The organism is Chryseobacterium antibioticum (genome assembly GCF_012927325.1).
Lineage (GTDB): Bacteria > Bacteroidota > Bacteroidia > Flavobacteriales > Weeksellaceae > Chryseobacterium > Chryseobacterium antibioticum.
In genome coordinates this window covers 127,969-149,707 of the sequence record NZ_JABBGI010000009.1, presented here as the reverse complement: position 1 = coordinate 149,707, position 21,739 = coordinate 127,969, and the positions used below count along the sequence as shown (strand labels likewise).

Annotated in this window: 20 protein-coding genes; 13 read left to right on the top strand and 7 right to left on the bottom strand. The window is 38.4% G+C overall.

Features of this window, described 5'->3' with window-relative positions:
- Positions 1-192: 192 nt before the first annotated feature.
- From hemA to hemE, 6 genes are all read left to right on the top strand, one after another.
- The gene (hemA, locus tag HHL23_RS08860; RefSeq protein ID WP_169234451.1) at positions 193-1,467 is read left to right on the top strand and encodes a glutamyl-tRNA reductase; all 1,275 of its coding nucleotides are present in this window, start codon (positions 193-195) and stop codon (positions 1,465-1,467) included.
- Positions 1,454-2,362: a hydroxymethylbilane synthase gene (gene hemC, locus HHL23_RS08855; protein ID WP_169234450.1), complete on the top strand. Its 909-nt coding sequence runs from the start codon at positions 1,454-1,456 to the stop codon at positions 2,360-2,362. Before hemA ends, hemC begins: the two co-directional genes overlap by 14 nt.
- 45 nt (positions 2,363-2,407) lie before the next feature.
- A complete protein-coding gene (locus HHL23_RS08850) occupies positions 2,408-2,989 on the top strand; it encodes a DUF1287 domain-containing protein (RefSeq protein WP_169234449.1) in 582 nt (193 codons plus the stop codon).
- A gap of 10 nt (positions 2,990-2,999) precedes the next feature.
- Positions 3,000-3,656 (top strand): peptidoglycan recognition protein family protein, encoded by a 657-nt coding sequence (locus HHL23_RS08845; protein ID WP_169234448.1) that lies wholly within the window; start codon positions 3,000-3,002, stop codon positions 3,654-3,656.
- Entirely contained in the window at positions 3,656-4,327 is a 672-nt protein-coding gene (locus HHL23_RS08840; protein WP_169234447.1) for a uroporphyrinogen-III synthase, read from the top strand. The genes HHL23_RS08845 and HHL23_RS08840 overlap by 1 nt, the downstream gene beginning before the upstream one ends.
- 66 nt (positions 4,328-4,393) lie before the next feature.
- The gene (hemE, locus tag HHL23_RS08835) at positions 4,394-5,425 is read left to right on the top strand and encodes a uroporphyrinogen decarboxylase (protein WP_169234446.1); all 1,032 of its coding nucleotides are present in this window, start codon (positions 4,394-4,396) and stop codon (positions 5,423-5,425) included.
- A 71-nt stretch (positions 5,426-5,496) separates the two neighbouring features.
- Here the strand turns inward: hemE and HHL23_RS08830 are convergent, their stop codons facing one another.
- Positions 5,497-6,129: an NAD(P)H-dependent oxidoreductase gene (locus HHL23_RS08830; RefSeq protein ID WP_169234445.1), complete on the bottom strand. Its 633-nt coding sequence runs from the start codon at positions 6,127-6,129 to the stop codon at positions 5,497-5,499.
- A gap of 217 nt (positions 6,130-6,346) precedes the next feature.
- Between HHL23_RS08830 and HHL23_RS08825 the strand changes: the two genes are divergently transcribed.
- Positions 6,347-6,472, top strand: coding sequence for a GNAT family acetyltransferase (locus HHL23_RS08825; protein WP_169234444.1), 126 nt, complete (start codon positions 6,347-6,349; stop codon positions 6,470-6,472).
- Between the two features lie 39 nt (positions 6,473-6,511).
- Here HHL23_RS08825 and HHL23_RS08820 read toward each other — a convergent pair whose 3' ends face one another.
- The 5 genes from HHL23_RS08820 to HHL23_RS08800 form a co-directional block, all read right to left on the bottom strand.
- The gene (locus HHL23_RS08820) at positions 6,512-7,732 is read right to left on the bottom strand and encodes a cysteine desulfurase (RefSeq protein ID WP_169234443.1); all 1,221 of its coding nucleotides are present in this window, start codon (positions 7,730-7,732) and stop codon (positions 6,512-6,514) included.
- A gap of 218 nt (positions 7,733-7,950) precedes the next feature.
- Positions 7,951-8,586 carry a 50S ribosomal protein L25/general stress protein Ctc gene (locus HHL23_RS08815; RefSeq protein WP_169234442.1) on the bottom strand — a complete coding sequence of 212 codons (636 nt, stop codon included), beginning with the start codon at positions 8,584-8,586 and terminating at the stop codon, positions 7,951-7,953.
- A gap of 55 nt (positions 8,587-8,641) precedes the next feature.
- A complete protein-coding gene (locus HHL23_RS08810) occupies positions 8,642-9,580 on the bottom strand; it encodes a ribose-phosphate pyrophosphokinase (RefSeq protein WP_169234441.1) in 939 nt (312 codons plus the stop codon).
- A gap of 85 nt (positions 9,581-9,665) precedes the next feature.
- Positions 9,666-11,228 carry an SGNH/GDSL hydrolase family protein gene (locus HHL23_RS08805; protein WP_169234440.1) on the bottom strand — a complete coding sequence of 521 codons (1,563 nt, stop codon included), beginning with the start codon at positions 11,226-11,228 and terminating at the stop codon, positions 9,666-9,668.
- A 10-nt stretch (positions 11,229-11,238) separates the two neighbouring features.
- Positions 11,239-12,480, bottom strand: coding sequence for an OmpP1/FadL family transporter (locus HHL23_RS08800; RefSeq protein ID WP_169234439.1), 1,242 nt, complete (start codon positions 12,478-12,480; stop codon positions 11,239-11,241).
- Between the two features lie 280 nt (positions 12,481-12,760).
- Between HHL23_RS08800 and HHL23_RS08795 the strand changes: the two genes are divergently transcribed.
- The 6 genes from HHL23_RS08795 (at position 12,761) to HHL23_RS08770 (ending at position 21,022) form a co-directional block, all read left to right on the top strand.
- A complete protein-coding gene (locus tag HHL23_RS08795; protein ID WP_169234438.1) occupies positions 12,761-14,161 on the top strand; it encodes a PSP1 domain-containing protein in 1,401 nt (466 codons plus the stop codon).
- Positions 14,154-14,618, top strand: a complete 465-nt coding sequence (locus HHL23_RS08790; protein ID WP_169234437.1) for a gliding motility lipoprotein GldH — start codon at positions 14,154-14,156, stop codon at positions 14,616-14,618. Before HHL23_RS08795 ends, HHL23_RS08790 begins: the two co-directional genes overlap by 8 nt.
- 6 nt (positions 14,619-14,624) lie before the next feature.
- The gene (locus tag HHL23_RS08785; protein ID WP_169234436.1) at positions 14,625-17,003 is read left to right on the top strand and encodes a transglycosylase domain-containing protein; all 2,379 of its coding nucleotides are present in this window, start codon (positions 14,625-14,627) and stop codon (positions 17,001-17,003) included.
- A 75-nt stretch (positions 17,004-17,078) separates the two neighbouring features.
- Complete coding sequence (locus HHL23_RS08780; RefSeq protein WP_169234435.1) at positions 17,079-18,620, top strand: protein adenylyltransferase SelO; 1,542 nt, start codon at positions 17,079-17,081, stop codon at positions 18,618-18,620.
- A 90-nt stretch (positions 18,621-18,710) separates the two neighbouring features.
- Positions 18,711-19,670: a T9SS-dependent choice-of-anchor J family protein gene (locus tag HHL23_RS08775; protein WP_169234434.1), complete on the top strand. Its 960-nt coding sequence runs from the start codon at positions 18,711-18,713 to the stop codon at positions 19,668-19,670.
- Positions 19,671-19,744: 74 nt separating this feature from the next.
- Positions 19,745-21,022, top strand: coding sequence for a DUF6080 domain-containing protein (locus HHL23_RS08770; protein ID WP_317174678.1), 1,278 nt, complete (start codon positions 19,745-19,747; stop codon positions 21,020-21,022).
- Between the two features lie 46 nt (positions 21,023-21,068).
- Here HHL23_RS08770 and HHL23_RS08765 read toward each other — a convergent pair whose 3' ends face one another.
- A complete protein-coding gene (locus tag HHL23_RS08765; protein WP_169234433.1) occupies positions 21,069-21,626 on the bottom strand; it encodes an SPOR domain-containing protein in 558 nt (185 codons plus the stop codon).
- Positions 21,627-21,739 lie beyond the last annotated feature (113 nt).

The following is a 21,739-nucleotide window of genomic DNA, read 5'->3' as shown; positions in this document are numbered from 1 at the left end:
AGGAAACCCTATTAAAAACATTTAAAGCTTTGATTTTTAATTATTTTTTAAAGAACAAATCCGCTTTTCAACCTGTTCCTAGGATCTTCATTAATTCTTTATTCCTGTCTTTCAACCATAGTTTTTCACGATAATTATCATATACATTATCAGAGGATGGTTAATTAAAAAAACCGTAAATTTGCAGCGATTATGTTACAATATTCCAACATCCATCAAACATCGAATTTTGCCGTACTTTCCATCAGCTACGAAAAAGCAGATGCAGAAACGAGGGGGAAATTTGCATTCTTTGACGAGAATATCAAAAACTTTGTCACCAGGATTCACAATGTGGATTTAGGAGATGCATTTGTGGTTTCCACATGTAACAGGACCGAGATCTATACCACTTCACCCAATTATCTTCTGGTAGCAGAAGAATATTGTAAAACCATCGGGGTACATCTAACCGATTTCCTTCAGTTTGCCAATATTCTTACCAAAGAAGAGGCCCTTATTCATCTGTTCAGGGTAGCAGCAGGACTTGAGAGCCAGATCATTGGAGATTTTGAGATCATCGGGCAGATCAAAAAAGCATACAGCCGGTTTAAAAAAGAAAGACAAAATTCTAATCCTTATCTGGAAAGAGCAATCAATGCTGCCATTCAGATCTCGAAAAGGATTAAAAATGAAACCGGAATTTCTACCGGTGCCGCGTCTGTTTCTTATGCAGCCGTTCATTATATTTTAAACAACCAGAAAAAAATTACGGAAAAGAACATTCTTCTTTTGGGCGTAGGTGAAATTGGACAAAATACGGTTGAAAACCTGGTAAAACATGTTTATCAGCCTAAAATTAAAATCGCCAACAGAACCCAGGAGAAAGCTGAAAAGATTTCCGAAAAATATAATATTCCTCATGTGGATTATTCTGATTTTGACCAGGAATTAAAAAATACCGACATTTTAATTGTTGCAACGGGAGCAAAACACCCTATTATCAACAAGTCTCATTTCCCGAACGGAAAAGAAACACTCGTGATTGATCTTTCTATTCCGCACAACGTTGAAAAGAACGTTACTGAAAATGAAAATGTAACCCTGATTGATGTAGATGAACTTTCCAAACAGATCCAGGAAACGATCCAGCAACGGGAAAAAGAGATCCCAAAAGCTGAAAAAATCATCAAAGAACTGATGAAAGAGTTTCTGGAGTGGGAAAAAAAGAGAAAGCTGGCACCGAATATTCACCATTTCAAGGCTGTTCTGAAGAACATGGAACGCAATGAAATGCATCAATTTTACAGAAAAAATAAATACATAAACATCACGGACATGGAGCTTTCTGACAAAATGATCCAGAAAATCACCAACCGTTTTGCAAAATTTATCATCGATAATCCTTTAAAAGCCGAAGAAATTAGTAAATTAATGCACGAAATATTAGTTGAACAACCAAACAACGAATTCAATGAAAAGCATTAGAATCGGAACAAGAAATTCCGCACTTGCACTTTGGCAGGCAAGAGAGGTTGCTAGGCATCTTCAAAACCGTAATTATTTAACGGACATCGTTCCTATCGTATCTTCTGGGGATAAGAACTTAAATCAACCACTTTATTCCTTAGGGATCACCGGGGTTTTCACAAGAGACCTTGATGTGGCTTTGCTGAATGATGAGATTGACATCGCTGTACATTCTTTAAAAGATGTTCCCACGCAACTTCCCCAAAACATTGAGATCATCACATACCTGGAAAGAGATTTCCCACAGGATGTCCTGATCAGAAAAGAATCTGCACGAAATAAAGAATTCCACGAGCTGAAACTGGCTACCAGCAGTTTGAGAAGAAGAGCTTTCTGGCTAAAGAATTACCCTCATGCTGAGTTTTCAGATATACGTGGGAATATCCAGACGCGTCTTCAAAAACTGGAGAACGGCGATTTTGATGCCACTATTTTATCTCTGGCAGGAATCAAGAGAATGAAAATGGATATCGATTACGAGATGCTTCCATTGATGATCCCGGCTGCTTCTCAGGGAGTAATTGCTGTTGCCGGACATTCTGACAAAACAGAGATCAATGAGATCTTAGCCCAAATCAATCATAAGAAGACTCACATCTGTGTAGAGATCGAAAGAAATTTCCTGAGCACACTGGAAGGCGGATGTACTGCCCCTATCGGAGCTTTTGCAGAAATCATCGAAAACCAGATTCGTTTCAAAGCGGTTCTTTGCTCTTTGGATGGCAAAAACTGCATCGCTACCGACGAAAGTTTTGAGTATAATGAAACCGAGAATTTTGGAGAAAAGTTCGCCAAGATTGTTCTTGAAAACGGAGGAAAAGAGCTGATGACTGAAATTAAAAATTCTTATTAAGAACTTTTAAGCCTATTTGTACTTTCATATTCTTACGTACAAACAATGAAAAAGTCCCTGTTTTTATTATTACTCACATTCTGTGTGTTTACCGCAAATGCACAGAATAAATTTGCACTCCAATTATCTGATTCTGCTTTGGGATTAATAGATCACACAGTTACCTATGATCCCACTTATTTCATACTTAAGTACCCCAATGGAGATGTCCCTGCCAATAAAGGAGTCTGCACAGACGTTGTTATAAGAGCCTACAGAAAACTGGGCATTGATCTGCAAAAGGAAGTGCATGAGGACATGGCAAAAAATTTCTCAAAATATCCAAAAATCTGGGGATTAAAAAAACCGGACACCAATATTGATCATCGGAGAGTTCCCAATCTTGCCGTCTTCTTTTCTACATTTGGAAAAGAAAAATCTATTGAAACCAATCCCGCACTTTATGTTCCGGGCGATGTTGTTACTTGGCTTTTACCAGGGAATTTAACGCATATTGGAATTGTCGTCAATAAAAAATCTGCTGACGGAAAGAGGTTTTTGATTGTCCATAATATAGGAGGCGGACAGGTGATGGAAGACGTGCTTTTTAAATATACGATTACAGGACATTATCAATACCAGAAATAAGCCCCCTTTTATGAAAAATCTTATTTATGCTTTCTTTGTATTGATGGCATGCTGTACGAAAGCTCAAACCAGCGAATTTAAAATCATTAATAAACCGATAGACTATTCTCCCGAAAGAGTGCGTTTAAGTTTAGAGTATCTTAAAAGTCATTATAATATCGTTCAGAATACGGTAACCATTTCGCCTAAGGTAATTGTCCTGCATTATACCGCTGGCGGAACTGTAGAAACAAATTACAAATATTTCAATAAGACCCATTTGGAATCTGCCCGAAATGTTTTAAAAAAACAGAGTACACTGAATGTTTCTTCGCAGTTCATCGTAGACAGGGACGGCACGATTTATCAGCTTATGGAGCCTAATAGGTTTGCAAGACACACCATTGGACTCAATTACTGCGCCATCGGTATTGAAAACATTGGAAGCAAAAGCCAGCCGCTTACAGAAAAACAAGCTGTAGCAAACGCACAATTAATTAGACACTTAACTAAAAAATACAGTATAGAATATCTGATAGGACACTCAGAATATGGTATATTTAGGAGTTCTAAACTTTGGAAAGAGACTGACCCAGATTATTTTACAGCAAAAGACGATCCGGGTAAAGATTTCATGAAAAAAGTAAGACTGCTCGTTACTGATTTACACTTAAAAGATAAGCCCTGATGACAATTCTATTTACCAAAACCATAGATGCCACCTTATTATCCAAAGAATTAGGATCGGATATCTCGGCTGAATGTATTGAGGTGATTAGGACTGAGCCTATAAAAATGGCGGCATTTGACTTAAAAAATCACTCATTGATTTTCACAAGTGTCAATGGGGTAAGATCATTTTTTAAAAATCAGTTTAAGCCCAACGAAGATTTTACCGCCAAAAACTACAATAAAATATACTGCGTTGGAGAAAAAACGAAGCGCGAGCTAAGAAAATACGGTTTCGGAACATTTAAGGTTCTGAAAAATGCCGATACCCTTTCGAGGTTTATCATCGGAAACTGCCAGCACGAACAGTTCTTTCACTTTTGTGGCAATCTGGCCATTGATGTCCTGGACAAGGACCTTCCTCTTCAGAATATCCGGTACAAAAAGATTACCATTTACAACACGGAAGAAATCCATCCTTCAGTACCTGAAAAATATCATGCTGCAGTTTTTTTTAGTCCAAGCGGAGTTCGTAGTTTTGCAAAACTCAACTCTTTAGAAGGAATGAAGATTTTTTCAATCGGAGAAACGACCTCCAATGAACTGCGAAAGCACACCACAGAAGAGATTTTCACCTCGGAAGAAAATAATCTGGCTTCTATTTTTGGGCTGATAAAAAAAGAACTTTGAGCAGCTACAAGTTTGGCTGGTAAAAATAATGAGTGCCGGGAACGGCCGTATTAGTTTAAATAAATTATGATTAAAAACGACTTATATTTAAAAGCACTCCGCGGAGAAACTGTAGAAAGACCGCCGGTATGGATGATGAGACAGGCCGGAAGATATCTGCCGGAATTCATTGCTCTTCGTGATAAATATGACTTCTTTACAAGATGCCAGACTCCTGAACTGGCTTCTGAGATCACTGTACAGCCTATCCGTAGGTTTCCTTTGGATGCAGCAATCTTGTTTTCTGACATTTTAGTAGTTCCCCAAGCCATGGGAATTGATTTTAAAATGAAAGAAAATGTAGGTCCGTGGCTTGACAATCCGATCAGAACAATGGAACAAGTTCAGAATGTGATAGTTCCTGATGTGGACGATACTTTAGGATACGTTTTTGATGCCATTGAGCTTACATTAATTAAATTAGACAACGAAATTCCATTGATCGGTTTCGCGGGTTCTCCTTGGACCATCCTATGTTATTGTATTGAAGGAAAAGGAAGTAAAGCTTTTGATATTGCGAAATCATTCTGTTTCCAGCAGCCTGAAGCGGCTCATTTACTACTTCAGAAGATCACAGATACTACGATTGCTTATTTAAAAAGAAAAGTTGAAAAAGGCGTTTCTGCTGTTCAGGTATTTGATTCCTGGGGAGGTATGCTTTCTCCTGCAGATTATCAGGAATTCTCATGGCAGTATATCAACCAGATCGTTGAAGCATTGAGCCCTCTTACCCATGTTGTGGTATTTGGAAAAGGATGCTGGTTTGCTCTCGAAGATATGACCATGTCTAAAGTGTCTGCTCTAGGTGTTGACTGGACCATTAAACCTGAGCTTGCAAGAACATTAACGAACCATACGATGACGCTTCAGGGGAATTTTGACCCTGCAAGATTGCATTCTACTCCGGAAACAATCAAAAAGATGGTGACCGAGATGATCAACCGTTTTGGAAAAGACAGATATATTGCGAATCTTGGACACGGAATCTTACCTAATATCCCTGTAGAAAATGCGGAAGCGTTCATCAGAGCAGTTGTAGATTGGAAACCGAATATTTAAGATTTATTTCATAAAAAACAAAAGCCCTTTCAATTGTTTGAAGGGGCTTTTCTATGAGAAAAAATTAGTATTTAATTCACTTCGGTAATGAAATCTTCTTTAGACTTTCTCACTTTGGTAAAATTCACCAACCAGTCCGATTCCGTATTTCTGTACCCGATTGGCAATAATAAAACACTCTTTAAACCTTTTTCTTTTAAGTTTAAAACTTCATCTACAGCCTCAGGTGAAAACCCTTCCATTGGGGTAGAATCTACTTCTTCAAAAGCTGCCGCGATAATAGCTGCTCCAAATGAAATATAAGCCTGTTTTGCAGCGTGGGTAAAGTTTTCTTCGGCAGATCTTTGAGGATAAGTTCCCAACAGCATCTGTCTGTAGTTTTCCCAACCTTCATTTTTAAAGCCTCTGATCTCGTTGGTAAGGTCAAACATACTGTTGATCCTTTCTTCCGTATAATTGTCCCAGGCAGCAAACACCAAAAGATGTGAACAGTCTGTGATCTGCGGCTGATTCCATGCATGAGGCTTGATCTGCTCTTTTACCTCCTGATTGGTGATCACAATAATCTCAAAAGGCTGAAGCCCGCTGGATGTAGGGGCTAGTCTTGCAGCTTCCAATATTTTATCCACTTTTTCCTGTGGTACTTTTTGACCGTTCATTGCTTTGGTTGCAAATCTCCAGTTCAGTTTTTCTATTAATTCCATTAAGTTAAATTTAGACAGAGCAAAATTACTTCAACAAGAAAGACAAGCAGGTATAAAAATTCCTATCTCAGAGATTGGCAAAGTCTATTATTTACAGGTTCTCTATAATATTCCATGAATTAAACTAATAAATCCTCCAAAATTGGAGGATTTATTAGTTTTCCAGTGATATTTTTAATTATCTTTATGTTACCATTAACATTTTAAATCATTGAATATGAAAAAATTAGACAAAGAAAAAATGAAAAAAATCGTAGCTGGCGGTGAAATCTGCCTTGAATGTGCAATTGGATATGTTCAAGTGATTGTTCAGGGAAGATGCTACTGTGTTTTTCAGGATTAATTTATCACAAAAAGCAGTTAACCAACTGCTTTTTCATTTTTATCCCAACATTTTCTGAGCTTTCTTCACGCCTTCTATAAGCTTGTCAATTTCTTCAAACGTATTGTAAACAGCAAAACTAGCTCTTACTGTTCCGGCTATATTGAAAAAGTCCATGATCGGCTGCGTACAGTGATGTCCTGTTCTTACTGCGATACCCATTTTATCAAGGATCATGCCTACATCAGAAGAAATCCCCACCCCTTCCAGATTAAAGGAAACTACGCCCGTTCTCTTGGCTTTTTCACCGTAGATCTTTATGTTTTCCAGTTCTAAAAGCTGTCTTTGAGCATAGTCCAGCAAGGCGTTTTCATGATTCTGAATATTCTGTCTGCCTGTTTTTTCAATAAAATCGACAGCAGCACCCAGTGCAATGTTTCCTCCTACATTCGGTGTTCCTGCTTCATATTTAAAAGGAAGCTCCGCGTAAGTCGTTCCGTCAAAAGAACAGGTTGCGATCATCTCTCCTCCCCCATGGAATGGTGGTAATTCTTCCAGTATTTCCTGTTTTCCGTAAAGGATTCCGGTTCCCATAGGAGCATACATTTTATGCCCTGAAAACACAAAGAAATCACAGTCCATCTTTTGTACATCGATCTCAAAGTGAGGAGCAGACTGTGCCCCATCGATCACGATATACGCATCTGAATTTTTCCTTGTTTTTGAAATGATCTCCTCAATAGGATTCACAATTCCCAATGCATTGGACACCTGATTTACAGAAACTACTTTGGTTTTTTCACTTAAAAACTCATCCAGATAGTCCAGTTGAAGAATACCATTTGTATCAATCGGGATCACTCTAAGCTTTGCTCCTGTTCTTTCACAAAGCAATTGCCACGGAACAATATTGGAGTGATGCTCCAGATAGGAAATAATAATCTCATCGTCTTTTTTAAGCTTCTGTGTTAAAATATAGGCGATGAGGTTCAGTCCTTCTGTAGTTCCTTTTGTAAAAATGACTTCAAAATCATGTTTAGCATTAATGAATTTCTGGATCTTTCTTCTTGAAAGTTCCATTTCTTCGGTAGCCAGCTGGCTTAAGGTGTGGATTCCTCTATGAACATTGGCATTAAGCTCGGTATAATAATCATTCCAGACCTTTAAAACAGAATCCGGTTTCTGAGATGTTGCTGCATTATCTAAGTAAACCAAAAGCTTCCCATTCACTTCGCGGTTTAATATAGTAAACTGACTTCTTATTTCCTGAATGTCAAACATTTATTAAAATTTTAAATTAGATCGCTCTTATTTAGAACACTTCAAATTTACGTCTTTTTTTCTTAAAGGACGCATAGGGCTGCAGGCTGATACTTATCAGCTGATAGAAAGATTCGATTGACATAATGGTAAGAAGGATCATTTATCCTTTTAGCTTTACAATAAAAAACCTGCCAATAAATTGACAGGTTTTATATGATTTGTTGAATCAGCAAATATTATTCTGCTGCAGTTTCTTCTGCTGGAGCTGCTCCTTCTTCAGTTGCTCCTTCTTCATCCTCATCTTCTGCTACTGCACCACCTTTCATTGCATTTCTAGACATCTTAACAGCTACTACAACTGCATTGTCCGGGTGCACGAAAGAGAATCCTTCAGTCTTGATTCCACCTACATAAAGTTTGTTACCAATTTTCAATGAAGTAACGTCTACAACTACCTCGTCTGGTAAGTTTGCAGGAATTGCTTTCACTTTTAATTTTCTGAAAGACTGACGTAAAACACCACCAGCCACAACACCTTTAGAACGTCCGGTAAGTCTTACAGGAACTTCCATAACCACTGGCTTATCGTCAGATAATTGGTAGAAGTCTACGTGTAAAATTTTGTCCGTAATTGGGTGGAACTGAATATCCTGAAGAACTGCTGGAATTGTTTCTCCGTTTAGTTCAATAGATACCGTGTGTGCTTCAGGAGTGTATACTAAACCTTTAAAAGCTTTCTCTTCAGCAGAGAAGTTTAAAGGAGCTTCACCTCCATAAACAACACAAGGAACTAATTCAGCATCACGTAAAGCTTTTGTAGACTTTTTGCCCACGCTTTCTCTTTTTGTACCTTGAATTGTAATAGATTTCATTTATAAAAAATTTAAAAATTTGTTCAGTTTAAATTTGCAATATGCTAAAAATCAATTAGATAATAAACTTACTACTAATCGATTGGTGCTCATGGACCATGGTCATAACATCCGCAAATAATGGGGCGCAAGATAGCACTTTTATTTTAGTTGACAAATTATTTTTAACAGGAATTGAGTCAGTTACAATAACTTCCAGCAATTTAGAGTTCTCAATATTTTCGTATGCTTTTCCGGAAAGTACTCCGTGAGTTGCCATCGCTCTTACTGATTTTGCTCCTTTTTCCATCAAAATATCTGCAGCTTTACAAAGTGTCCCCGCAGTATCAATCATATCATCAATAAGGATGACATTTTTCCCTTCTACATCACCGATAAGGAACATCTCTTCTATAACATTGGCTTTTTTTCTTTCTTTGTAAGCAATTACTACTTCAGCACCCAGGTGACCTGCATAATTTTTTGCTCTTTTTGCACCTCCCATATCCGGTGAAGCAATAGTAAGATTATCCAGGTTTAAGGCTCTGATATAATCCACAAAAATACTTGAAGCATAAAGATGATCTACCGGAATCTCGAAGAATCCCTGAATCTGGTCTGCATGAAGATCCATGGTCATAATTCTCGTTGCTCCAGCTGCTGTTAATAGATTAGCAACCAGTTTTGCACCTATCGGCGCTCTTGGCTTGTCTTTCCTGTCCTGTCTTGCAAGTCCGAAATAAGGAATCACAACAGTAATGCTTTTTGCGGAAGCTCTTTTCGCTGCATCAATCATCAATAGAAGTTCTAAAAGATTGTCTGCTGGCGGGAAGGTAGATCCGATTAAGAAAACTCTTCCACCTCTTACAGATTCATCCAAAACAGGCTCAAATTCCCCGTCGCTGAACTCCTGAAAGTTGATTTTCCCTAACTCTTTCCCATAATGTTGGGCAATGTTTTCTGCCAAGTCCTTACTGGTTCTTGTACAAAATAGATAACTTAACTGATCGGCCATTTTTACTTTTTAAAGATTTTGCAAATTTAAAAAAAAACCACAAGAATTACTCTTGTGGTTTCTAAGTTTTTATTTTCCTGTATTATTACGGGAATTTTATTCCTGAATATTTATTAGGATCTACCTGTGGCAGCGTAGATTTATACTTTAAGTTGATCGATTTGATAAACTCGTTGGCAATAACGGCATATCCTCTTCCTGTAAGGTGAACCCCATCAAGAGAGAAAGCTCCTCCGGTCACGAATTTGGCAGTATATCTTACCCCATCAAATAAAATACCTGACTTTCCATTAAGCTCAACCATTTTAGCATTACCATCTACAAAAGCTAATCCATAAGAATCAGCAAGTGATTTTATAGAAGTATTATAAGCATCTACTGCTGTCTTCACATAAGAAGCTTCTGTTTTTGTTAATACATGTTGGTTTTGTAACGGATAAGAAATTCCGTAAACATTTACAGGAGCCGGTACTCCAGCTGCAGTAGTCCCAATCAGAGAACTTGATGTAAGAAGGATATAGTCATCTGATGTAGCTTGTCTTGCCTGTCCAAAGATTTGTCCAAATGCAGCTGCTGTAAGCGGTCCTAAAGAAGGTGTCAAGGCAGCAGTAAGCTGTGCCGACAGATCTGTAAGAGCAACATCTTTAATTAATACAGGATTGGAAGAAGTGGAAGAAAGTAAATTAATTCTGTCTCCAGCTCCAAAAGCAGTCAATGCCTGCTTTAACGGCCCGTACAAGCTTGCATTAAGAGTTGCTAAATTTGCCCCTAAAGTTGTTGGCGTTAAAGGATTGTAGGGAACTGTCGTAAAGAAAGGAATAGAAGTAACATAAGGAATGTTTCCAATAACTCCTTTTGTTGTTCCAACACTTTTAAGACCATCCAATACATTTTTAATAGATCCTGCTACAAGATTAGGATCAGAAATATCATTTGATTTATAAGTTAGTGGATTTACATTACCACTCTGAACCGTTGCCGGAGTATAAGTAGTAACCCCACCTACCGTCTGAGAATTTGTTCCTCCGTTAGTAGCATAAGATAATACGTCATTGTTTCCAATCCAAAGAGAGAAAAATGTAGGTTTCTGAGCCATTGCATCCTGTAAAACAGAAGTTGTTGCAGAAGTTGCAAATCGCACAAAATATGGATTGGCAGCTCCTATGGCAAGATTGGCAGCACTTCCGTAACCAGGTGCAACCAAGTGGAAAGATTTTGCTCCAGGAACTCCCATATTTTGGTAAGGTCCACCAGCTGTCACATTATCTAATGCTGCTGCAGGGCTACTGGCAACAGGACCTAAACTCCCGTTTGCAGCCACCTGAAGATTTAATTTACCAGGAAAGCCAGGTAGTCCAATAAATCCTCCTACATCATTGGGCATCAAAGGCTGTTTAAATGCCCCGCCACCTGCAAGTTTCATCTGCATTGCAATGATACTTGGATATGATTCATTTTGTCCACTGCTGTAAAGTGCTCCATCCCTATAACCCGAAGTCAAAGAGTTCCCCAAAGAAACATAATTAGAAAAGTTGGCCTCCCCGCTTGTTACCTGGATATCTTTTACATCAGTATCAAAATCATTATTACAACTTGTTGTAAAAAGAAGTGCAGACACGGCAAGTGTTGATATTATAATTTTTTTCATAGTCTTTCAATTAAAAAGGGTTGTACGATAAACCTAAACCAAAGTAAAATGCTTTAGCTTTTGCCTGTCCGTTAAAGCCAAGAGCGGCATTTCTTACGTCTCTGGCCTGAGGAAGTGCATATCCTCCTGCTACATCAACTCCAAACTGTTTTAGTTTGAAACCCAAACCTCCCGTAATTACATACGTGTTAAATGAAGGTGTTTCTGCAATAAAATGATCATCAGAATATGGAGATTCATCATAATATGCCCCCAAACGTCCAAAGATCATATCAGTGAATGCATACTGAGTACCTAACCTGAACGTTTTTGAATTTTTGAAGTTTTTAGGAGCCACAAGTATAGTAGGATCGCCCGGCGTATTTCCAATTGGAGCATTTGCAAAATCTAACGTCAATTTACTGTATCTTTCCCATCCATGGTAGTTGAAATCTGCTGAAACCAACCACTTTGGTGTTACTTTATAAGTTAAACCAATCGTATATTCTTCAACTAAAGGAAGCGTTGCTGTAAATTTATCCTGTCCTGTACTAGGATCTAGCCCTAATAGCGGGTAAATAGATGCAGATGGGAACTGGAATGTGGCCGTCCCTTTTTTAGCCTTCATGTCCACAGGCGAACGGTACGCAATACTAACGTCTAATTTCGGGTCAGGTCTGAAATAGAATCCGAAACTATAACCGCTACCACTAGCTTTTTCGTCTTTAATATTTAGCTCACCACCAAACTGCGTTACAGCTTTATCCCAGTTTACTTTGCCTTTTGCGTAAATATAGCTTGCCCCGAATGACACCCAAGGCGCTAATTTCACAGAGACCATAGGCTGAAAATAGAAGCTCTTAAGCTCCAGTTTCTGTACCATTTCTTTCCCTTCCCAGTCACTAGGCCATTGGACGGTACTTCCGAAAGGTGTTGTAAAACTGAAACCAACAGATAGGTTCTCTATCGGTCTGTAAGCAACGGCAGCATATAACGGAGTCCCGATAGGGTTATCTGTTTCTGTACTCTGTAAAGTATTCAAGTTTTGAAAAGTAATTTTATTACTTGCACCAAACCCTCCTGCTACTATACTCAGTTTAGAAGGAATGAATGACATACCCGCTGGGTTAAAGAATGCCACACTTGCGTCTTCGGCATGAGCACTAGTATGCGCCATTGCCAATTGTTTTACTCCCTGCAGAGATACCCTGAAGCCTCCTGCGTAAGATAAAACACCCGCCAATAAAGCAGTTGATACTAATATTTTTTTCATAGACTGTTATTATATAACCCAAATATAAAATTAATTTGAATACACCTGTTAATATTTCTTAATATTTTAAACAATATACGAAAAGAAAATTATGTTTGAAATAACACTTTAAAAATATATCAGGCTAAACACATATACACTAGTAACTTATAAGCTTTTAACCTATTATATATTTTCTATGTTTAATGTTAAACGACGCCTATATTGAATATTTAAGTATTTTAGAATTGCATAAAGATAAATTTACATAAATTTGCAAGATTATAAAAAATAGTTATATATGAGTTGTGGATGCAAAACATCCGGCGATTCTGCCCATTCTTGCGGACCAAAAAAAACCGCGAATGGCTGTGAAAGTGTAAATACCTGTGGTAATAGTTATAAATTAAGTGTTTTCGACTGGCTTTCTAACATTAACAATCCTGCATCGAACAGGTGCGATCTTGTAGAAGTTAGATTTAAAAATGACAGAAAATCGTTTTATAAAAATGTAAATAATATTCCTTTACATATAGGTAGCGTAGTAACAGTAGAATCAAGCCCGGGACACGATGTAGGCGTTGTAAGCCTTACCGGAGAATTAGTAAAGATTCAGATAAAAAAGAAAAAATTTCCTGAAGAATCAATACTTAAAATATACAGACAAGCTAACCAAAAGGACCTTGAAGTCTGGCAGGAAGCAAGAAATAAAGAAGATGCTGTAAAGCTTGAAGCGAGAAAAATCGCACACAGAATAGGTCTTGAAATGAAGGTCACTGACGTAGAATATCAAGGGGATTCTTCAAAGATCACCTTTTACTACACAGCTGATAACCGAGTGGATTTCAGACAGCTGATAAAAGAATATGCCGGTGCTTTCCGAACTAAGATCGATATGAAACAGATCGGGTTCAGACAGGAAGCTGCAAAAGTTGGCGGTATAGGATCATGCGGAAGAGAACTTTGCTGTTCGACCTGGCTTACCGATTTCAGATCTGTCAATACGAATGTAGCCAGATACCAGCAGTTAAGCATCAACCCGCAAAAACTTGCAGGACAGTGTGGTAAGCTAAAATGCTGCCTTAATTATGAACTGGACAGCTACCTTGATACATTGAGCCACTTCCCTTCTTCATCAACAACGTTGGACACTGAAAAAGGAAGAGCGTTTTGTATCAAAATCGACGTTTTCAAAAAGAAAATGTGGTTTGCTTATGTTGACAGTTCAATGGCATGGTATGATTTTGATATTGAACTTGTTAAGAAATTAATCGCAAAAAATAAAAAAGGCGAAAAAATCCTTCCTCTGGAAGATCTGAAACAACCTGATACTCCTGTTCAAACCATCGACCTAATCCAGGAAAACAATATGGACAGGTTCGAAAAAAAGAACAGAGGGAACAATAACAGGAATAGAAACCAGAACAAACCGAACAGCGGCGGGCAAGGACAACAGGCACAAGGCCAGAGCCAGGGACCAAAGCAAAGCAGACCAGAAAGATCCGAAAGACCGGAAAACCCTAACGCTAATTCCGGAAACCAGCCAAGACCGCAACAGAAACCGCAGCCAAAGCCGCAACAGCAGCCAAAAGCACAAACGGAAAAAACGGATGCACCTTCTAACCCGGAAGCAAAACAGCCGAACCCGAACAAGAAAAATTTTAAAAAGAAATATCCTCCAAAAAAAGATAAAAATGCGTAAAATTTTAGGATTATTACCTCTCATCCTTTTCTTTAGCTGTCAATCTTCTTCGGGAGAAAACGTTATCATGAACTCTGTTAACAACAAATGGAGCAAGAAAAGCGAGCAAAAATTTAATCTTGAAGTTTCAGATCCGCAGAATCCTAAAAATATTATATTTGTCGTAAGAAATAACAACAGTTATCCTTACAGCAATATAAGGTTTATTGTAAACTTCACCAATCTCCAGAACAAAAAGAAGGAAACAGATACCCTGAATTATGTACTGGCAAAACCAAACGGAGAATGGCTTGGTACAGGTTTTGGTGATACGAAGGAAGCTTTATTTCAGTATAAACTGAACTATAAATTTCCGGAAAAAGGAAAGTATGAAATCAGCCTGATCCAGGCGATGAGAAATGACAACCTTCCGGGAATTGAAGATGTTGGAGTAAAAATAGAAACGGCTAAACCGTAACCATAAATGGAAGACAACAGACAAAACGCAGGAAATAAGGGGAAAACCTTCCCTCTTCCTCCCAAAAAAAAGAAAGATACCTCTTGGAAAAAGTGGGTTAAATTTATTTGGATTGGACTCATTGCAGTCGTTTTAGGTATTTCAGGACTTTTCTTTTCTGTTTCCCAGGGCTTTCTTGGAGAAATGCCGGATGTAAAGGAACTTGAAAACCCCGATATTTATGTCGCTTCTGAAATTATTTCTTCGGACGGTGTTACTTTAGGCAGGTTTGAAAAGGAAAAAACACAGCCTATTGTTTATAAAGACCTTCCCCCTTATCTTATTTATGCCCTTCAGGCTAAAGAAGATGAGCGTTTCAAAGAACACTCAGGAATTGACCTTCAGTCTATTGCCAGAGCTGTAGTCTATGGAGGGGGACGAGGTGGAGGTTCTACCATTACTCAACAGTTAGCGAAGCTTCTTTTCACAGGATCGGCTTCTCAGAATAAAATCGAAAGAGCATTTCAGAAACTGAAAGAATGGGTCGTTGCGGTAAGTCTTGAAAAAAGATATACCAAAGAAGAGATCATTACATTGTATTTCAATAAGTTTGACTTTCTTTTCAATGCAAACGGTGTAGAAATGGCATCCAAAGTTTACTTTAACAAAAAAACTTCGGAGCTTACCCTCCCTGAGGCTGCAACTTTCGTAGCCATGCTTGAAAACCCAAGAAAGAACAACCCATACAGATATCCTGAAAAAGCAAAAGAAAGAAGAAATGTAGTATTGGATCAGATGCAGAAAACAGGATATATTGATCAGGCTACGTATGAAAAAGCTATCAGTACCCCTATAGCTGTAGACTTCCACCCTATTAAAAACATTACAGACGGATATTCGGCTTATTATAAGTTCTATTTAAGAAAAGAAATAGACAGGTATCTTGAAGGTTATGAAAAGGAAACAGGCAAGAAGCTTAACCTTTACAAAGACGGGTTAAAAATATATGTTACCCTGGATTCCAAAATGCAGAAGTACGCAGAAGAATCTATCAAAGAACACCTTACTGATGTTCAGAAAAGATTTGATGCAGAACAGAGAGGAAGAAAGAACTGGCCATTTTATTATCTTAATGATAAACAGATCAAAGATGTAATGATGCAGGCGGTAAGAAGAACTGGCCGTTATAAGCTATTAAAAGCGGACGGTATGCCTGAAGACTCTATTATTATGGAGTTTAAAAAACCTACCAAAACTTCCCGTTTCACATGGAGCGGAGAAGAAGAAGTGGAAATGTCTCCGTGGGATTCCATCAGATGGCACAAAAAAGTGGCACAGGCCGGCTTAATGTCGATGGTTCCGGGAAGTGGAGAGATCAAAGCATGGGTAGGAGGTATAGACTGGCAACATTTCCAGTATGACCACATCAAACAGGGTAAAAGACAGGTAGGATCTACCTTCAAACCTTTCGTATATGCAACCGCTATTATGAAACTGGGTATGACACCATGCTCTACCGTTTCTAATGCTTCTTACAGCCATAACGGATGGAATGTTCCGGGAAGAGGAGGAATGCTGACGTTGAAAGACGGTTTAGCACACTCTCAAAACCCGATTGCTGCGAGACTTATTGAAATGACTGGTGTAGATGCCGTTATCCAGACAGCAAGAGACCTGGGAGTTACAGAAGATATTCCTAGAAACAATACCATTGCTTTAGGTTCATCAGATATTACCATCTATGAAATGCTAGGTGCTTACAGTACTTTCGCCAACTATGGAAACCACAATAAACCGGAAATGATCTGGAGAATTGAAGATGCCAATGGAAGGGTGATCAAAGAAGTAAACGTAGAGCCGAAAGAAGTCATGAACCCAATGTATGCCTACACCATGATTGAATTAATGAAAGGTGTTGCACAATATGGTACCGCTTCCGGAGAATTGGGAAGAAGAGGAATCTCTAAAGGTGTGGAAATTGCTGCCAAAACAGGGACTACACAGAACAACTCTGACGGTTGGTTTATGGGAATCACTCCAAAACTGGCAACAGGAGCCTGGGTAGGATGGGAAGACAGAGCCACCCACTTCCTTGGGACCGGTGAAGGTCAGGGTGCGAAAATGGCATTACCGATCTGGGCTATCTTCATGAAGAAAGTTTGGGCTGATAAATCTCTGGGAATCACACCTGATGACAAATTCACCAGACCATCTGACTGGAAAGACGGATGTTCAAACCTAAAAGGCCTGGGTGAAGGCTACGGAGACGATGGAGGACTTCAGACCATGGATGAGATCAAGAATCCAAAGCCTGTAAATACTACCCCTAAAAACAATACAGAAAAAAAAGAAGAAAATATCAACGACAATCTTCACTCAACCGATGAGGTAGATTTCAATAAATAAATTCTCTTTTAAAAATACACAAGACCTTTCAATAATCTGGAAGGTCTTTTCTTTTATAATTAATACCTTTGATCTATGAATATTGAACAGATCAAACAGCCCTTCACCGATATATTTCTAGGAGATTTTTCTGACAATCCAATGCAGAGAAACACCCCGAAAGTTCTATTTGCAACCGTAAAGCCGGCAGGTTTTGACGGACCAAAACTGATTGCCTTTAACGAAACCCTGGCAGAAGAAACGGGTCTTGGACCATATGAAGAAAAGGATCTGGATTTTCTCGTAGGAAATAACCTTCCTGAAAACGTAAAAACATATGCCACAGCCTATGCAGGACACCAGTTCGGAAACTGGGCGGGACAGCTTGGGGACGGAAGGGCAATCCTTGCAGGAGAAATCATCAGTAAGGACGGGAAAAAGACAGAAATCCAGTGGAAAGGTTCCGGCGCCACTCCTTATTCAAGACATGCAGACGGAAGAGCGGTATTGAGATCCTCAGTACGTGAATATCTGATGAGTGAAGCCATGTATCATCTGGGAGTTCCTACCACCAGAGCTTTAAGTCTTGCTTTCACCGGTGAAGATGTGGTAAGGGATATGATGTATAACGGAAATCCACAACTGGAAAAGGGAGCTGTAGTCATCAGGACCGCTGAAAGCTTTCTCCGTTTTGGACATTTTGAACTGATCTCTGCACAGCAGGAATATAAAACCCTGCAGGACCTCGTTGATTTCACTATTAAAAATTACTATCCGGAAATCACTACCGATGGTATCGAAAAATACAAACACTTTTTTGAAAGTTTATGTACAAGAACAGCCAATCTCATGACCGAATGGTTCAGAGTAGGATTCGTTCATGGTGTTATGAATACCGATAACATGTCTGTTTTGGGATTAACTGTAGACTACGGTCCTTATTCAATGATGGATGAATACGATCTGAATTTCACGCCAAACACAACCGATCTTCCGGGAAGAAGATATGCTTTTGGGAAGCAGGGTCAGATCTCACAATGGAATCTATGGCAGCTTGCGAATGCCCTTCATCCGCTCATCAAAGACGAAAAATTTTTAGAAAACACTCTCAATCATTATGGGTCGTATTTTTGGGAAGCTCACGACAAAATGCTCTGCAAAAAATTTGGATTCGATGAACTCAGAGAGAGTGATGAAGAATTTTTCACCAATTGGCAGGGGCTGATGCAGGAACTTCAATTGGATTACACTCTCTTTTTTAATCAGCTGGAAAAATTAAATCCTGAAAGTGACGTGAAGTCTCTTTTTGAAAATGTATCCTATGTCGTTTTAACAGATCAGAGAGTTCGAAAACTGGAGGACTTCGCCAAAAAATATGAAGCAAGACTGATATCCAACACGATTTCAAGAGAAAAGTCATTATCCCTAATGAAACAGTCAAATCCAAAGTTTACCTTGAGAAATTATCTTCTTTATGAATGTATCGAAGAGATCAATGCCGGGAAAACTGAAATGCTTGAAAAACTCACCCGTGCTTTAGAAAATCCTTATGAAGAATTATATCCTGAATTTTCAGCAAAAAGACCATCTGCCTATGATGATACGACAGGCTGTTCTACACTTTCATGCAGTTCCTAAAAGCTAAAACCCACTTAGTGAGCAATTTAAAATATATTTTTCAACATCAAAATAATAATTTTTCACTACTTTTGGAAAAATCTTATTATTATGAAAAAAATTCTCTTTTCTCTAAGTGTATTGCTTGGCATTACAGCATCGAATGCTCAGACGGTGCTTCTTGATGAAAATTTTGACTCTTACGGTAACTTCATTACTACAGGTTTTGGAAGCTGGCTCACTCTGGACCTTGACGGCAGACCTACCTACACAGGTGGTGGTCCTACAGAAGATGATTCCTGGACGGCAAACTGGGCAAATGCCAATGCACCAATGGCTTTTCAAATCTTTAACCCTTCTGCTTCAAATGTAACTAATAATGCTACGCCAATTCCAGGAGTGGATGAAGAAGTAAGAAACTTCTCTCCTCACAGCGGAGCTAAATACGCTGCCTGCTGGAATGCTACTCCACCAACAGGAGGTACAGTAGTTAACAATGACTGGCTGATCTCACCCCCGATAACTCTGGGTGCTGCTGCAAATACATTATCCCTATGGACAAAGTCATTGTCAAATTCTTATGGGCTTGAAAAATACAGGATAGGAATCTATGTGGGATCAGGTACCCCTACTGCTGCTGCTAACTTTACGATCATTGCAGGAGCAGGAGCACAACCACTGCTTGCACCATACCCCAATTGGGGACAAGGATCTTACAGCTTGGACACCTATGCAGGTCAAACCATCAGAATAGGCATTCAATGTGTATCAAATGACATTTACATGTTCATGGTAGACGATATAAAAGTTACAACTGGAACTTTGAGTACAAGTGAAACAGCAAAAACTAAAAATTCAGCAGCATTCTATCCTAATCCAACAAAAGGAGCGATCAACATCAAGACTGATAAAAAAGTAAAAATGGTCTCTGTTATGGATATGTCCGGAAGAACAGTAATGAAAACGGAGTCTGACAAAACAGATATTTCATCGCTTTCAAAAGGAACCTATATCATCAAAGCGGAATTTAACGACGGTACATCTGCTATCGAAAAAGTGATCAAGCAGTAATGACATGATCATAATCTTTAAAACTCACCACACAAGGTGAGTTTTTTTATTTTATTTTTGCAAAAAACTGACACGTGTCTCTTATTAAAACAAAACTCATTAATCTTTTAAAGCAGGTATTCCCTTCTACCTACACCGAGCTGGCAGTATTTCTGTTCTTCCTGACCTGTTACGGTATTCTGGGCTCTTACATTGCGCTTCATTACAGAATTATTTTTGACAGTAGAATTCCTTGGGACGCCTATTTCAGTTTTGACAATAAAGCGATTGTGATGACCGGTGGAAGTTTTGAGAGACATCCTTTGGCTTACTATTTTTTCAACTGGGTCAGAGAGTTTTCCTTACTGATTTCAGGTGGAAAAATGGACACCACCTTTAGACTTACGCTTGCCTGGCTCAGCAATACAGCGATAAGTTTGTGTATGGTTCAGATTTTCAAGTATCTTAAGAACATCACCGGACTTCCACTTACAATCAGCTTGCTAATCATTCTGTTTTTCGGTGCTTTTTCAACAAATATTATTCTTTCTTTCACCCCTGAAAATTTCACATATACGCTGCTTCTGCTCAGTATTTACAATTATTATGCTGCTGTAAAGATAAAAAGAGACGAAAAAATGCCCGGATCGGCACTTACGCTTGCCGGAATTACCATCGGAGGCCTTACCATTACCAATCTTGTTAAAGTTTTTATTCCCGTATTATTTGAAAAAGATCTTTTCAGAAGCTGGAAAAAATTTGGAAATGCCGTTTTCCGTGTAGCCCTTACCATGGTATGTTTTGTATTTCTTTATCTGTTGAGAATTGATTTTAAGTATGAAAACATCTTCTCCAAAACCAACCAACAGTATGAAAAGTTCTCCAATGTAGAATCAATTCCGGATTGGGATATGATGCTTTCTTATTTTTTTGGCGGCAGTGTTTTGTTTCCAAGCTTCATGACAACGGACAAACATAACATGAAAGGTTTTGACTTCAAAGGCCTTTTAATGGAACCTTATTCTTCTTCATTCTGTTATGCTTTTATCATTGGATTATTAGCTCTTATTTTGTGGAGTTATTTTAAAAATTTTAAAAACAAACTGATGCAAATCCTGGCCATTTCATTCCTGATTGACATTGTCATTCACTGCATTATGAGGTTTGGACTTCACACTTCGTATATCTATGGAGGACATTTTGTTTTTGTCTATCCATTGCTTCTGGGATGGCTTTTTAACAGCTACAGATCACACCAGAAAACCTTATCATTTTTAATGGCAACAATGGTTATTTTATTAGCTTTTCTATTGGCTAACAACCTGTTCCGAATGTCTGATTTTTTCCAGTTCCTGGAAACCTATTATCAGTAAAAAAGCTGAGAAAATTCTCAGCTTTAGTTTTATAATCTTTTCGTCTTTATCTCGCTTCAGCACAGAAAATCCTGTACTGTACAGCAACCGCCGATTTAAAGTATTCTCTTATTTTTGACAGATCTGAAGCTGCACTCTGTTTGGTAAAGTAGCTTCCTGCTAAAATCTTATAGTTGGGTCTTAAAGAAGCATCCGTTTCCACTTTAAGATTCGGGAATCTTTTTCTGAAATAAGATTTCACCTCATTCGCTTCCTCGTTACTCTTTACCGTTGTGATCTGAATTTTAAATCCTAAAATTCTCGGATTTTTTCTACAAATCTCTGCATTGCTCAATTCTCTGCTCGGAACATAGATTTTTGGAGGTTTTGGAGCCGTCACAATTCCATTGTCTGTATTATTTTCTCTTACCGAAGAACCCGAAGGACCTCCGGCAGTCCTCGAACATTTATCTTCAATTCCTCCTAAAGCAGCGCTTACTTTGGGGTCCATCGTCATTATTAGCTCCGTACCAGACAGAGTATCCTTTTTAACAACCTGTTGGGCTTCAACACTATAAAACCCAAATAAAGATATTATTGAAAATATTTTGATTAAATTTCTCATTTAAACTTGTTTCTGCAAATCTATTAAAATTAAAAAATTATACCAAACAACACTATTTAGAATCAATACAAATTAAACGTAAATGATATTTTCCCTTTTCCATATACCGTTAA

Bases quoted from the DNA above. Each gene is read 5' to 3' on its own strand.
- hemC (WP_169234450.1), top strand. From the start codon at position 1,454: ATGAAAAGCATTAGAATCGGAACAAGAAATTCCGCACTTGCACTTTGG.
- HHL23_RS08785 (WP_169234436.1), top strand. From the start codon at position 14,625: ATGGAAGACAACAGACAAAACGCAGGAAATAAGGGGAAAACCTTCCCT.
- hemE (WP_169234446.1), top strand. From the start codon at position 4,394: ATGATTAAAAACGACTTATATTTAAAAGCACTCCGCGGAGAAACTGTA.
- HHL23_RS08850 (WP_169234449.1), top strand. From the start codon at position 2,408: ATGAAAAAGTCCCTGTTTTTATTATTACTCACATTCTGTGTGTTTACC.
- HHL23_RS08830 (WP_169234445.1), bottom strand. From the start codon at position 6,129: ATGGAATTAATAGAAAAACTGAACTGGAGATTTGCAACCAAAGCAATG.
- HHL23_RS08805 (WP_169234440.1), bottom strand. From the start codon at position 11,228: ATGAAAAAAATTATAATATCAACACTTGCCGTGTCTGCACTTCTTTTT.
- HHL23_RS08800 (WP_169234439.1), bottom strand. From the start codon at position 12,480: ATGAAAAAAATATTAGTATCAACTGCTTTATTGGCGGGTGTTTTATCT.
- HHL23_RS08815 (WP_169234442.1), bottom strand. From the start codon at position 8,586: ATGAAATCTATTACAATTCAAGGTACAAAAAGAGAAAGCGTGGGCAAA.
- hemA (WP_169234451.1), top strand. From the start codon at position 193: ATGTTACAATATTCCAACATCCATCAAACATCGAATTTTGCCGTACTT.
- HHL23_RS08810 (WP_169234441.1), bottom strand. From the start codon at position 9,580: ATGGCCGATCAGTTAAGTTATCTATTTTGTACAAGAACCAGTAAGGAC.
- HHL23_RS08840 (WP_169234447.1), top strand. From the start codon at position 3,656: ATGACAATTCTATTTACCAAAACCATAGATGCCACCTTATTATCCAAA.
- HHL23_RS08775 (WP_169234434.1), top strand. From the start codon at position 18,711: ATGAAAAAAATTCTCTTTTCTCTAAGTGTATTGCTTGGCATTACAGCA.
- HHL23_RS08780 (WP_169234435.1), top strand. From the start codon at position 17,079: ATGAATATTGAACAGATCAAACAGCCCTTCACCGATATATTTCTAGGA.
- HHL23_RS08845 (WP_169234448.1), top strand. From the start codon at position 3,000: ATGAAAAATCTTATTTATGCTTTCTTTGTATTGATGGCATGCTGTACG.
- HHL23_RS08820 (WP_169234443.1), bottom strand. From the start codon at position 7,732: ATGTTTGACATTCAGGAAATAAGAAGTCAGTTTACTATATTAAACCGC.
- HHL23_RS08765 (WP_169234433.1), bottom strand. From the start codon at position 21,626: ATGAGAAATTTAATCAAAATATTTTCAATAATATCTTTATTTGGGTTT.
- HHL23_RS08790 (WP_169234437.1), top strand. From the start codon at position 14,154: ATGCGTAAAATTTTAGGATTATTACCTCTCATCCTTTTCTTTAGCTGT.
- HHL23_RS08795 (WP_169234438.1), top strand. From the start codon at position 12,761: ATGAGTTGTGGATGCAAAACATCCGGCGATTCTGCCCATTCTTGCGGA.
- HHL23_RS08825 (WP_169234444.1), top strand. From the start codon at position 6,347: ATGAAAAAATTAGACAAAGAAAAAATGAAAAAAATCGTAGCTGGCGGT.